Raw genomic sequence first — 12,667 nt, 5'->3', positions numbered from 1 at the left:
CGCCCGGTCTCCCATTGTGTGCCTCCGGCTGCGGCGCGCCGCAGACATGTCCCGCGGACACGCAGCGGCGCATGCTGGCAATCACCGTGCCGCGGCGTCAAGGCATCAGCCCCGGTTGCCGCGCCCGCCCGTGGCCACTAGCGTTCCGCCCGGAACCGCGTCGCGGGGGACATGATGCACGACGATCCGATCCTGGTCTGGGGCGCGGGCGCGATCGGCGGAACGATCGGCGCCTTCCTCCGCCGGGCCGGCCATGACGTGACCTTCGTCGATCTCGTCGAGGACCACGTCGCGGCAATCGCCGGCGGCGGCCTGACGATCCGCGGCCCGGTCGCCGAATTCACCACGGGCGGCCCCGCCTTCACGCCCGCCGCGCTGTCCGGGCGCTTCCGCCGTGTCATCCTCGCCGTCAAGGCGCACCATACGGCGGATGCCGCACGCGCCCTCGCCCCGCACCTCACCGAGGACGGATACGTCGTCTCCGCGCAGAACGGCCTCAACGAGCTGGTGCTCGCCGACATCCTCGGCGCCTCGCGCGTCATCGGCGCCTTCGTGAATTTCGGCGCGGACTGGCACGGCCCGGGCGACATCCTCTATGCCAATCGCGGCGCGGTCGTCCTGGGCGAGCTCGACGGCGCCCGCACGCCGCGCATCCTCGCCCTGCACGCCCTGCTGCGCGACTTCGACGCGGTCACGGTCATCGCCGACGACATCTTCGCCTATCTCTGGGGCAAGATCGGCTACGGCGCCCTGCTCAAGGCGAGCGCCCTGACCAACGAGACCATTGCCGACTTCATCGATGCGCCGGCGCTGCGCCCCCTGCACCTCGCCCTGATCGGGGAGGTCATGGCCGTCGCCACCGCCGCCGGTGTCCGCCCGATCGGCTTCAACGGCTATGACCCGGACGCCTTCGGCCGCGGCGATGCGGCGGCGATCGATGCCTCCATCGCAGCCATAGCTGCCTTCAATCGCGCCACGGCCAAGCCGCGCAGCGGCATCTGGCGGGACCTCGCGGTCCGGCGCCGCCCGACCGATGCGGGCGCGCAGCTTGCCCCGGTCCTGGCCATGGCGCGCCGCCACGGCATCGCGACACCCGTGCTGGACCGGCTGGTCGCGCTGATCGGCGCCGTCGAGCGCGGCGAGCGCGAGATCGGCATGGAACTTGCCGAGAACCTTCTCGGCATCGCAACCGCGCGGCAGGGGGCCGAGGCATGACGGACAAGGTGGCGGTCGTCACGGGCTCGGCCCGTGGCATCGGGCGCGGCTGCGCGCTGGAGCTCGCTCGGCGCGGCTATGACATCGTGATCGTCGACATGCTGGCCCCGGAGATGCACCGCACGGCCGGCGAGATCACCGCCCTCGGCCGCCAGGTGATGACCGAGGAAGCCGACGTCGCCGACCACGCGCGCGCCAAGGCCATCGCCGCGGCGGTGCAGGCGCGCTTCGGCCGGATCGACGTGCTGGTGAACAATGCCGGCCGCGGCAACCCCACCGGCATCTTCGACATCACCGAGGAAGGCTTCGACCGCACCATCGCGATCAACCTGAAATCCTGCTTCAACTATATCCAGGCCTTCGCGCCGATGATGCTCGATGGCGGCGGCGGGCGCATCGTCTCCATGTCCTCGCTCAACGCGCATACCGGCGGCGTGACCAGTGCGGTGTCGAAATTCTCCTATGCCGCGGCCAAGGCCGGCATCATCGGCATGACGAAGGCGCTGGCGAAGGAACTCGGCCCGACCATCGCCATCAACTGCGTCTGCCCCGGCATCATCGAGACCGAGGTCGGCAATTCGCTCACCAAGTCGCGCGGCCCGGAACTCGCCAAGAAGATCGTGCTGAACCGGCTCGGCACGCCGGCGGATGTCGCGCAGCTCGTCGCCTTCCTCGCCTGCACCGAGCCCTTCTTCATCACCGGCCAGGCCTTCACCATCGACGGCTTCCAGTGGGAGATCTGAACCGCATGGCCTGCCGCGTCGGCGTCGACATCGGCGGCACCTTCGCCGATTTCTGCGTCCTCGACGAAGCGAGCGGCGCGCTCTCCACCCTTAAGGTGCTGACCACGCCGGACCGCCCGGGCGCCGAGGTCATCGCCGGCCTTGAAGGCATCCAACAGCGCTTCGGCGTCGCGCCGGCCGACATCGCCTGGTTCACCCACGGCACCACGGTCGGCGTCAACGCCATCATCCAGCGCAAGGGCATCCGCCTCGCGCTTCTCGTGACCGAGAATTTCCGCGACGTGCTGGAAGTCGCGCGCCTCAAGGTCCCCGACCCCTACCACCTCTATTCCCGCCGCCCCGATCCGCTGGTGCCGCGCGCGCGCGTGCTGGAAGTCCGCGGCCGCCTGCTCGCCGACGGTTCCGAGGCCGAGCCGCTCGACCCCGCCTCGGTCGAGGCCGCCCTCGCCCGCGCCGAGGCCCTGGGTGCGGAGGGCATCGTCCTCGCCCTCATCCATGCCTGGCGCAACCCGGCGCATGAACACGCCGCCAAGGCCATCATCGCGGCGAAGCGCCCCGACCTGCCGGTCTACTGCTCCGCCGACATCTGGCCGATCATCCGCGAATACGAACGCACCGTCACCGCGACGGTGCATGGCCATGTGCAGCCGCGCGTCGCCTATTACCTCGGCTCGCTGCAGGACGCGCTGAAGCGCGCCGGCGTCGCCGCCGAGGCGATGGTCACCAAGTCCAATGGCGGCGTCATGCGCGCCGAGCTCGGCAAGACCCGCTGCGTCGAGATGCTGCTCTCCGGCACCGCCGCGGGCGCGATCGGCGCCGCCTTCGTCGCGCGCCAGGCCGGCATCGACCGGGCGATGAGCCTCGACATCGGCGGCACCAGCGCCGATGTCGCCATCATCGCCGATGGCGCGCCCGGCTACGGCACGGGCGAACGTGTCGGCGACTTCCCCGTCTACATCCCCACCGTCGCCGTCTCCTCCATCGGCGAGGGCGGCGGGTCGATCGCCGCCGTCGATGCCATCGGCCGCCTGACCGTCGGGCCGGAGAGCGCCGGCTCCACCCCCGGCCCCGCCTGCTATGGCCGCGGCGGCACCCGCGCGACCATCACCGATGCGATGTGCGTGCTCGGCTGGATCGGCCATGGCGAGCTCGGCTACGGCGCCGTCAGCGTGCGCCGCGACCTCGCCGAACAGGCGGTCGATGCGATCGCCGCCGCCCTCGGCCGCACCCGCCACCAGGCCGCCGAGGCCATCGTCCAGGTCGCCGTCAGTGGCATGTACAAGGAAGTCAGCAAGCTCGCCGCGCGCCAGGGCGTCGATGCGCGCGATTTCTGCCTGCTGCCCTTCGGCGGCGCCGGACCGATGCTGGGCGCTTTCCTCGCGCGCGAACTTGGCATGCGCGACGTGCTGATCCCGACCACGCCCGGCGTGCTCTCCGCCCTGGGCGGCCTGATCGCGGAAATCCGCAACGACTTCCTCGACACCGTCTATGCCGAGCTTGATGCCGCCTCTCTCCCCGCCCTCGTCGACCGCTTCGCGCGCCTCGAATCCCAGGCCCGCCACTGGCTCGCCGAGGAACAGCGCTTCACCGGCGAGGCCCGCCTGCTCCCCTCCGCCGACATGCGCTACCGCGGCCAGTCCTTCGAGATCGAGGTGCCGCTGCGCCCCGAATGGCTCGCGCAGGGCGACCTCGCCGCCATGGCCGACGCCTTCCATGCCGAGCACGAACGCCTCTACGGACATGCCGACCGCGACGCGCCGATCCAGGCCATCTCGCTGCGCATGGTGATCGCCGGTGCCGTGCCCGCCCCCCGCTTCCCCGAACAGGACCGCGTGAGCGGCGATCCCATTCCCGCCGGCACGGTCACGGTCTTCCTCGACGGCGCCCCGCATACCGCGCCGCTCTATCGCCGCGACGCGCTGCGCCACGGCCACCGCATCGCCGGCCCCTGCATCGTCGCGCAGGAGGACACGACAAGCTGCATCCCGCCCGGCCTGGCCGGCGAGGTCGACCGCTTCGGCAATCTTCGTCTCGGCGTGCAGGCGCCGCAGGGCATGGAGGCCTGACCACATGCACGGGACAACCGCGCCGGCGACCATCGACCCGGTCACTCTTCAGATCCTCGGCAACCACGCCCAGGCGGCGGCGGAGAGCATGGCCTTCACGCTCTTCCGCACCGCGCATTCGACCTTCGTGAAGGAGACGGAGGACTTCACCACCGGCCTCACCACGCCGGACGGCCAGACTTTCGCCTCCCCGCGCGAACTGGGCGCGACCTGGTTCGTCGGCCTCGACTACGGCCCCGTCATCCGCGCCATCGCCAGCTACAATGAAGGCGATGTCTGCATGACGAACGACCCCTACAGCGGCTTCGTCTGCACCCATTCGCCGGACATCCATCTGTGGAAGCCGGTCTTCTGGAAGGGCGAGCTGGTCTGCTTCGCGGTCGGCCACATCCACAACACCGATATGGGCGGTGCGGTGCCCGCCTCGCTGTCGCGCGCGCTGACCGAGGTGCATCAGGAAGGCATCCGCTTCCCGCCCTGCAAGCTGGTCGATCGCGGCATGCTGGACCAGGGCCTGCTCGACGTGATGCTGACCAATGTCCGCGCGCCGACGCAGAACTGGGGCGACCTCAAGGCCCAGCTCGCCGCCATGACGACCGGCGAGCGCAAGGTCCATGAGATGATCCGCCGCTTCGGGATCGAGACCTTCCGTGCCGGCATCCGCGGCCTTCTCGACCTTGGCGAGCGCCAGGCGCGCCTCGTCATCGCCGGCATTCCCGATGGCGACTACCCCTTTACCGACTACCTCGACGAGGATTCGCCCGACGGCCTGCCCTGCCGCCTGCACCTGACGCTGCGCATCCGCGGCGATGCGGCGGAACTCGACTTCACCGGCTCCGATCCGCAGCTCGCCGCCTCGCTGAACATGCCGACCGGCGGCAATCCGCGGCACATCCTGCTGATGGTCGGCTGGAACTACGTCCTCTACACGCTCGACCCGACGGTGCTGCTCAATGGCGGGCTGATCCGCCCCGCCACCTGCATCGTGCCGGAAGGCACCGTGCTGAACCCGGTCTTCCCCGCCGCGGTCGGCATGCGGTCGATGACCTGCATGCGCCTGCAGGGCGTCGTCATGGGCGCCTTCCGCCGCGCCCTGCCCGATCGCCTGCCCGCCGGCCCCGCCAGCGGCGGGCCGATGACCAACGTCAACACCACCGACAATCGCACCGGCCGCCGCATCATGGCGGCGATCGACCCGATCACCGGCGGTGCCGGCGGCTCGCCCCTCGGCGACGGCGCCGATGGCTCGGGCGCCAACAGCGGATTCCTCAAGAACACCCCGGTCGAGATCAGCGAGGCCGAGGTCCCCGTCCGCATCCTCCGCTATGGCCTCGAACCCGATTCCGGCGGCGCCGGGCTGCATCGCGGCGGCCTCGCCACCGTGCTCGAATTCCGCGTCCATGCGCCGGGGACGGTCGTCACCGCACGCAACCGCGACCGCTCGCATTTCCGCGCCATGGGCATCGCCGGCGGCCGGGCCGGCGCGACCTCCCAATTCTGGCGCAACCCCGGGACCGCACGGGCGCAGAACCTGGGCAATACGGATGTCGTCACCCTCGATCCGGGCGACGTGATCCGCATCGTCTGCTCCGGCGCCGCCGGCTGGGGCCCGCCCTGGGAACGCCCGATCGAAGCGGTGCTGGCCGACCTCGACGCTGGCAAGATCACCCGCGAGGCCGCGGAGCGCGATTACGGCGTGATCCCCGGCGATGACGCGGCGACCGTCGCGCGCCGCGCCGCCATGGCCGCCGAACCCCGTCCCCCGGCCGATGCCGGCCCCGAACGCGCCGCGCATGAGGCGATCTGGACCGAGGCCAACTACGCCGCGCTGACCGAGGCCCTGGCGCGCCTGCCGGTCCATTGGCGCCACTTCGCGAAGCGTCGCGTCTTCGCCTCCGTCGCCGCCGATGCCGACCGCCGCGGCGACGGCACCGAGGTGCGGCGCGCCATCGCCGCCCTGCAGGACGAATTTCCCCAGATCGCGTGAAGGAACCGCCCATGGGAACGCGCTTCGCCGGACAGAAGGTCGTGATCACCGGCGCCGCCGGCGTCTATGGGGCCGCCCTCGCCGCGGGCTTCGCGGCGGAAGGCGCGACCCTTCTGCTGACCGACCACGACGCGGACCGCCTCGCGTCGGCCTCCACCGCTCTGCCGGCAGGATGTTTCACGCTGCTCCCGGCGGACCTCACGCACGACGACGCCATCGACGCCCTGATCCATGCGGCGAGCGACGGCGGCGCGCCGCATGTGCTGGTCAACAATGCCGGGCTCTACCCCTTCCTCCCGTTGATGGAGGTCACGCCCGCCGAATACGACCGCATCCTCGGCGTCAACACCCGCGCGCCCTTCCGCCTGATGCAGGGCATCGGCGGTGCGATGGCGCAGGCCGGGCGCGGCGCCATCGTCAATGTCACCTCCGCGGCGGCCGAGGTGATCCGCGGCAACGGCGTGCCCTATGGCGCGTCGAAATGCGCGCTCGAATACCTCACCCGCGCCTTCGCGCTGGAACTCGGCCCCCACGGCGTCCGCGTGAACAGCGTGCGGCCAGGCTTCGCCGAAGGCAGCGCCGCCGTCGTGATGCCGCCGGGCTATGCCGATGCGATCCGCGCGCGATCGCTGCTGCGCAGCCTGTCCACACCGGCGGAGTTCGCTGGCGTGGTGGCCTGGATCTGCTCAGCCGAGGCCGCTCACATCACCGGAACGGTGCTGGATGCCGGCGGCGGCGGACACATCAACCGCCGCGACGGCGCGGCCACGCGGGCACGGAGCTGAACACCGCCCCTTCCGGCGATGTCGAACCGAGAGGGGCTTTGCCCCTCTCGGACTTACCCCACCAGAGACCGAAAGGCCTTTGGAACCTCGACCTGGCGTCATGCGCCACTCGCAGAATGCATGCCGGAACCCGCACCTGCGCCCGAAGCACGCTGCACGACAAGGGGGATGCCTGCACCGCCCCGGGCCCAGTGACGGTTTCCAAAGGCCTCGGGCCTTTGGTGGGGCGGTTTGGAGGGGCAAGGCTCCTCCAATCGGCCGGCCGGAAACCTGGACCGGCATCCGCCAGACCCGGCGCGCAGGCTCCTCCCTGCGGACCCGTCCCTACCCGGCCGCTTCCAGCTTGTCCTGCGTCTTCGTCTCGAAGTCGCTGGCGTCGTGGCGTTCGCGGAGCTGGCCCGACAGCTCTCCCTGCACGCGGTTGACCATGCGCCCGCGCTGCACGGCCGGGCGCTCGCCGATCATCTCCGCCCAGCGCTGCACATTCGTGTAGCTCTGCACGTCGAGGAATTCCGCCGCGCCATAGAGCCACCCCTTCACCAGCCCGCCATACCAGGGCCAGATGGCCATGTCGGCGATGGTGTAGTCCGGGCCGGCGATATACGGGCTCTCCGCCAGGCGGCGGTCGAGCACATCGAGCTGCCGCTTCACCTCCATCGTGAACCGATCGATCGGATATTCCATCTTCGCCGGCGCGTAGGCGTAGAAATGCCCGAAGCCGCCGCCGAGATAGGGCGCGCTGCCCATCTGCCAGAACAGCCAGGACAGGCATTCGGCGCGCGCCGCGGCGTCCTTCGGCAGGAAGGCCCCGAACTTCTCCGCGAGATGCACGAGGATCGCCCCGGACTCGAACACCCGGATCGGCACCGGCCCGCTGCGATCCAGCAATGCCGGGATCTTCGAGTTCGGATTCACCGCGACAAATCCGGACCCGAACTGGTCGCCTTCGCCGATGCGGATCAGCCAGGCGTCATACTCCGCCCCCGCATGGCCCAGCGCGAGAAGCTCCTCCAGCATCACCGTCACCTTCACGCCATTCGGCGTGGCGAGCGAATAGAGCTGCAGCGGATGCCGTCCGACCGGCAGGTCCTTCTCATGCGTCGGCCCGGCGATCGGCCGGTTGATGTTGGCGAAGCGCCCGCCATTCGCCTTGTTCCACGTCCAGACCTTGGCTGGTGCGTATTCGGTCGCTGAACTCATGAGCTTCCTTCCTGATCCGTGGCCGCTGCCGGCCGATACGCTATCAGGTGGGATGCTGCCCGAACTTCGCCAGGGCGCGCCGCCAAGGCGTGCCGCGACCGTCATGCCCGCCGGGGATGGCCCTGCCCAGGCAGCGCCGATACCATCGCGCCCATGACACGGGATCGTCATCGGCGATGACCAGGGCCGCGCGCGAGCAGCCGACACGCGCGGGATGGTCCCGACGGAAGCGCCTTCTCATGCGGGCGGCCCTTCTCGGCCTCGGCCTGCCGGTCGCGCTGATCCTGCTGTTCCGTGTCGTGCCGCCGCCGGCGACGCCCCTGATGCTGATACGCCTCATCCAGGGATATGGATGGCAACGGGACTGGGTGCCGAATACCGCCATCGCGCCCAGCCTCGCCGCGGCGGTCATTGCGTCCGAGGACAACCTGTTCTGCACGCAATGGTTCGGCTTCGATTTCGCCGCGCTGCGCGACCAGATGGATGCCTGGTCGGATGGCGAAAGACCGCGCGGCGCCAGCACCATCACCATGCAGACCGCGAAGAACCTCTTCCTCTGGCCCGGCCGCGATCCAATCCGCAAGCTGTTCGAGGCCTGGCTGACGCCGCAGATCGCGCTGCTCTGGCCCAGGCAGCGCGTGCTCGAGGTCTATCTCAACAGCGTGGAGTTCGGCCCCGGCATCTATGGCGCGGAAGCGGCGTCCCGCCACTTCTTCAGCAAGCCGGCCGCCCGGCTCTCGACGCGCGAGGCCGCCCTTCTCGCAGCCGTCCTGCCCAATCCACTCGAATGGTCGGCCGGCGAACCGGGCCCCTATGTCCGCCGCCGCGCCGCGATCATCGAACGACGCGTCGGCACGATCCGTCCACTGCTCGGCTGCGCCTGGTAGCCGATCCCGCGACGTGCGGAGGCCGCGCTGCCGCGAACCGGGCACGCGCCCCCGACGCCTTCGCCATCGACTGTTCGCGCAGGGTGCCGCGCAATGCACCCACGCGCCGCGGCGAAGCAAGCCGCGATGGGCCCGTGCGCGATCGTGAGGTGCCGTCCCGCGTGGCGCCTGGACGGGGATGCCGCACCGCGCATGCCCGACCTGGTCTCTCAGAGTCTGTCTGGAAAGTCCGGCACCGGCCCGTACCCCCAGCCGGCCACCCATTCCAGGATACTGACGTGGGTGGCCGGGTGGGGATACCGGCCGGTGCCGGACGCGGAAACGCGCCGCATGACGCGTTTCCAAACAGATTCTCAGATGAAGGTCAGCAGCCGCCGCGGATTGCCGACCATGATCGCCTCGATCTCGCTCTCCTGCCAGCCGCGCTTGCGCATGTGCGGCAGCACCTTCTTCTGGATGTGGGCATAGCCATGCCCGCCCCATTCGCTGAACTGGATGGTGTGGCAGATGTCGTGGCTGATCACGACCTGGTCGAGGTGCCCCCGGTCGATCACGCGCCGGATGGTGCGCAGCCGCATGCCGTCATTCGGCATGTCGATGTCGGAATGCGCGTAGTAGGTGTTCTCCTGCCCGAACAGGTCCCATTCCAGGACCACCCCCGCATCGGCCAGCCGGAACAGCCGGTCATCGTCGAAGATGGTGCGGTCGATATGGTCGATGATGGTACGGGTCATGTCGGCCCCGTGTTCCCGCAGGAACTCGACCAGCATCCAGGGATGGTCCTCGTGCCGCGCCGGATGGATGGTCAGCGACGCGCCGGTTTCCTGCTGCGCGATCACCGCCGCGGCGAGGCACCGCTTCTCGGTATCCGTCCATGGCCATTCGCAGCCGATCTCGCCGACGATGCCGGCGCGCACATCGGTGCCCCAGGCGCCCTGCTGCACCTGGTCGATCATCTCCTGCGCGAAGCTGTCGATGCTGCGGTCGTGGTTCCTCGGATCCTGGTAGGTGTGCACATAGTGCCCGCAGCCCATGACGATATGCGCACCGGTCTCGCGCGCCACCTGGGCCAGGCCTTCCGGATCGGGCTCCAGCCCGCCGATGGTCAGCTCGACCACCGTCTTGCCGCCCGCATCCACGATCTCCCGCGTCGCGCGCGCGGCGACGGCGCGGTCCTTCTGCGTGGTGTTTCGGATATCCGTGACGTGGCTGTTCAGCAGGTCCCAATACTGCCCGTGATCCGGCCCGCCGCTGACGCCCGGCTGGCGCTTGTCCGGATGGGTGATGTTCCAGATCAGATGCTCATGCATCAGGGTAGGGCCAAGTTCAGCCGGATCCACGAGCCCCAGTACCGTCTGGGCCTTGCCCCGCATCTCGTCGCGCGTCAGGCGCATTCCGTCTCTCCTTCTCGCAGAGCGTGATCATCCATGGCCGCGGCATCCGCCTAGGTCCCGCTCATCTCCGCTCACGCCGATGGTGCGGCGAAGGGCGACAAACCGCAAACCGCGCCCGGCACCATCCGGCGCTTGCGAAGGGCGGGTACCGATGCGACAGACCTGCGATGGACACCGTGCTCCTCCTCAAGTTCTTCGGCGCCCTGCTCGCGATCATGAACCCGCTCAGCGGCCTGCCGATCTTCCTGAACATGACGGAGGGCGACAGCCCGGCGGTCCAGCGCCGGATCGCACTGCAGGTCACCGGCTATCTCCTGATCCTCGGCACCGTGACGGCGCTCGCGGGGGCCCAGATCCTTGGCTTCTTCGGCGTCAGCATCCACGACCTCCAGGTGGCCGGCGGCCTTGTCGTCCTGAAGCTGGCCTTCAGCATGCTGAGCGGCAGCGACAGCAGCATGCACCACGGCAGCGCCAGCGAGCAGTCAGCCTACCCGGACAGCGCCCGCGCCATCGCCTTCTATCCGCTCGCCTTCCCGGTGATGATGGGGCCCGGCACGCTGACCACGCTGATCCTCTTCGCCGGTCAGACGAAGGGCATGGCGAACTGGATCGGATACTTCGCGGTCCTGGGCGCCGTGGTGCTGTCGGTGGCGGTGGTTTTTGCCCTGGGCAGCCGGGTCGGCACCTTCCTCTCCAACACCGCCCGCGTGATCATGAGCCGCGTGATGGGCCTGATCCTCGCCGCCATCGCCGTCCAGATGATCGCGGACGGGGCGAAGGCCCTGCTCCCCGGACTGGCCGGCTGATCCGCCGAACTGGTGGCGCGCCCTGCCCCGCAGGTGCGAAGCCATGGCCGGTGGCGCTGCATGGAGAGGGGCTCTGCGCCTCTCCAAACCTTACCCCGCCACGCGATCCCATCGGCCACAGGCCCTTTGGAAACCGTCACCTGGCGCCGTGCGCAGCGGCTCGGCCACCATGCGAAGCGCGCTTCATGCGCAACGCCGGGACGCAGGATCGGGCAAAGGCGCCGCCGGTATCAGGCCTCTGCGATGCAGTCGATCGAGACGAGAAAGTCCGGATGCGCGAGGCGCGCCGATTCCGTCGTCTGCCGCGCCGGGAAATTGCCCTCCGCGAAATAGGTGCGGAAGGTCGCGTCGAACTCCGCGTAGCGGCTCATGTCGGTCAGCGCGATGTTCATCTTCACCGCGCGGTCCAGCGACGTGCCGGCCTCCTCCAGGATCGCCTGCATGTTCTTCATCACCTGGTGGATCTGCGCGACCAGGTCGCCCTTGTCGATCGTCGCCGTCATGCGCTCCGCCCCGCGGAATGGCGTCACGCCCGTGACGAAGACGAAGCCGCCCGACTTCACGGCATGATTCACTGCCGATCGCATGGGCGTCACGCGGGACGAATTGATGATCTCTCTGGTCATGGCCGGCTCAGTCCTGTGTCAGTCCAAGTGTCGCGATCAGGGCGCTCAGCCGCGCATTCTCCGACCGGATCCGCTCCGTCAGCTCGGCCGGCGTCAGGATCAGCGGCGTCACGCTGAGCGGGAGCTTCTCGGCGAAGCCGGGATCGTTGGCCGTCGCCTGGAAAGTCTGGACCGCGCGGTCAACCGCCGCGGGCGCCGCGCCCTTCGGGAAGAAGAAGGCCGACCACGCATTCAGCATCTGCGCCCCGGGCGCCGCCTCGCGGAAGGTCGGCACGTCGGGGAATTCGGCGCTGCGCGCCGGCCCGCTATAGGCCAGCGGCCGCAGCTTGCCGGTCTGCATGTGCGGCACGGTGATGCTCGCGGAATCCATCGTCACCTGCACGCGGTTGGCGAGCAGGTCGGTATTGGCCGCCGCGCTGGTGCGGTACGGCACGTGCTGCATGGTGAAGCCGAAGGTGCGGCACACCGTCTCGATGTTCAGATGCGGCACGGTGGCATTGCCCGGCGAGCAGTAGAACAGCGGATTGTCCGCCGGCCGCGACTTCGCATAGGCGACCAGTTCGGCGAGCGTATGCACCGGCAGCGTCGCGTTCACCGCCAGGTAGGTGCTGGACAGATAGGCGCCGCAGACCGGCACGAAGTCGGCGACCGGATCGTAGCGTACCGCCTGCCTGTTGGCGTGCGGCGCGATGGTCAGCGCGGCGGCGGAGATCATCCCCATCACCGAGCCGTCGGCCGGCGCATGGGCGATGTTGTAGGCGCCCAGCGTCCCGCCGGCGGCCGGCTGGTTCTCGATGACGAATTGCTGGCCGGTGCGCGCGGTATGGAGATCGAGAAAGACGCGCGCGACCTGGTCGGTGATGTTGCCCGCGCCATAGGGCACGATCATCTTCACAATGTCGCTGCGGCCTTGGGCATGCGCGCCACCGCCACCGAAGGTGGCGCCAGCCATGGCGGC

At 69.6% G+C, this 12,667-nt stretch carries 11 protein-coding genes; 7 read left to right on the top strand and 4 right to left on the bottom strand.

The features are described 5' to 3' along the window. Positions 1-171: 171 nt before the first annotated feature. The 5 genes from KPL78_RS03430 to KPL78_RS03410 are packed head-to-tail and all read left to right on the top strand — an operon-like array spanning position 172 to position 6,796. Positions 172-1,215 carry a ketopantoate reductase family protein gene (locus KPL78_RS03430; protein ID WP_255568530.1) on the top strand — a complete coding sequence of 348 codons (1,044 nt, stop codon included), beginning with the start codon at positions 172-174 and terminating at the stop codon, positions 1,213-1,215. After that, positions 1,212-1,958, top strand: coding sequence for an SDR family NAD(P)-dependent oxidoreductase (locus KPL78_RS03425; RefSeq protein ID WP_219761478.1), 747 nt, complete (start codon positions 1,212-1,214; stop codon positions 1,956-1,958). The genes KPL78_RS03430 and KPL78_RS03425 overlap by 4 nt, the downstream gene beginning before the upstream one ends. 5 nt (positions 1,959-1,963) lie before the next feature. After that, on the top strand, positions 1,964-4,024 hold the full coding sequence (locus KPL78_RS03420) for a hydantoinase/oxoprolinase family protein (protein ID WP_219761477.1): 2,061 nt from the start codon (positions 1,964-1,966) through the stop codon (positions 4,022-4,024). A gap of 4 nt (positions 4,025-4,028) precedes the next feature. Then, a complete protein-coding gene (locus tag KPL78_RS03415) occupies positions 4,029-6,011 on the top strand; it encodes a hydantoinase B/oxoprolinase family protein (RefSeq protein WP_219761476.1) in 1,983 nt (660 codons plus the stop codon). An 11-nt stretch (positions 6,012-6,022) separates the two neighbouring features. Beyond that, positions 6,023-6,796: an SDR family NAD(P)-dependent oxidoreductase gene (locus KPL78_RS03410; RefSeq protein WP_219761475.1), complete on the top strand. Its 774-nt coding sequence runs from the start codon at positions 6,023-6,025 to the stop codon at positions 6,794-6,796. A 324-nt stretch (positions 6,797-7,120) separates the two neighbouring features. On the opposite strand, the gene yghU is transcribed toward KPL78_RS03410, so the two are convergent. Next, positions 7,121-7,996: a glutathione-dependent disulfide-bond oxidoreductase gene (gene yghU / locus KPL78_RS03405; protein WP_219761473.1), complete on the bottom strand. Its 876-nt coding sequence runs from the start codon at positions 7,994-7,996 to the stop codon at positions 7,121-7,123. Positions 7,997-8,235: 239 nt separating this feature from the next. Between yghU and mtgA the strand changes: the two genes are divergently transcribed. Continuing rightward, the gene (mtgA, locus tag KPL78_RS03400; protein ID WP_255568529.1) at positions 8,236-8,883 is read left to right on the top strand and encodes a monofunctional biosynthetic peptidoglycan transglycosylase; all 648 of its coding nucleotides are present in this window, start codon (positions 8,236-8,238) and stop codon (positions 8,881-8,883) included. Positions 8,884-9,236: 353 nt separating this feature from the next. Here mtgA and KPL78_RS03395 read toward each other — a convergent pair whose 3' ends face one another. Beyond that, positions 9,237-10,277 (bottom strand): phosphotriesterase family protein, encoded by a 1,041-nt coding sequence (locus KPL78_RS03395; RefSeq protein WP_219761469.1) that lies wholly within the window; start codon positions 10,275-10,277, stop codon positions 9,237-9,239. 167 nt (positions 10,278-10,444) lie between these two features. On the opposite strand from KPL78_RS03395, the gene KPL78_RS03390 reads away from it, so the two are divergent. Then, entirely contained in the window at positions 10,445-11,083 is a 639-nt protein-coding gene (locus tag KPL78_RS03390) for a MarC family protein (RefSeq protein ID WP_219761467.1), read from the top strand. 230 nt (positions 11,084-11,313) lie between these two features. Here KPL78_RS03390 and KPL78_RS03385 read toward each other — a convergent pair whose 3' ends face one another. Both KPL78_RS03385 and KPL78_RS03380 read right to left on the bottom strand, forming a co-directional pair. Beyond that, a complete protein-coding gene (locus tag KPL78_RS03385; protein ID WP_219761466.1) occupies positions 11,314-11,709 on the bottom strand; it encodes a RidA family protein in 396 nt (131 codons plus the stop codon). A gap of 7 nt (positions 11,710-11,716) precedes the next feature. After that, complete coding sequence (locus KPL78_RS03380; protein WP_219761464.1) at positions 11,717-12,661, bottom strand: tripartite tricarboxylate transporter substrate binding protein; 945 nt, start codon at positions 12,659-12,661, stop codon at positions 11,717-11,719. Positions 12,662-12,667 lie beyond the last annotated feature (6 nt).

Source organism: Roseomonas alba, from assembly GCF_019430885.1.
Taxonomy (GTDB): Bacteria; Pseudomonadota; Alphaproteobacteria; order Acetobacterales; family Acetobacteraceae; genus Neoroseomonas; species Neoroseomonas alba.
This window is presented reverse-complemented; position numbering and strand designations above follow the sequence as displayed.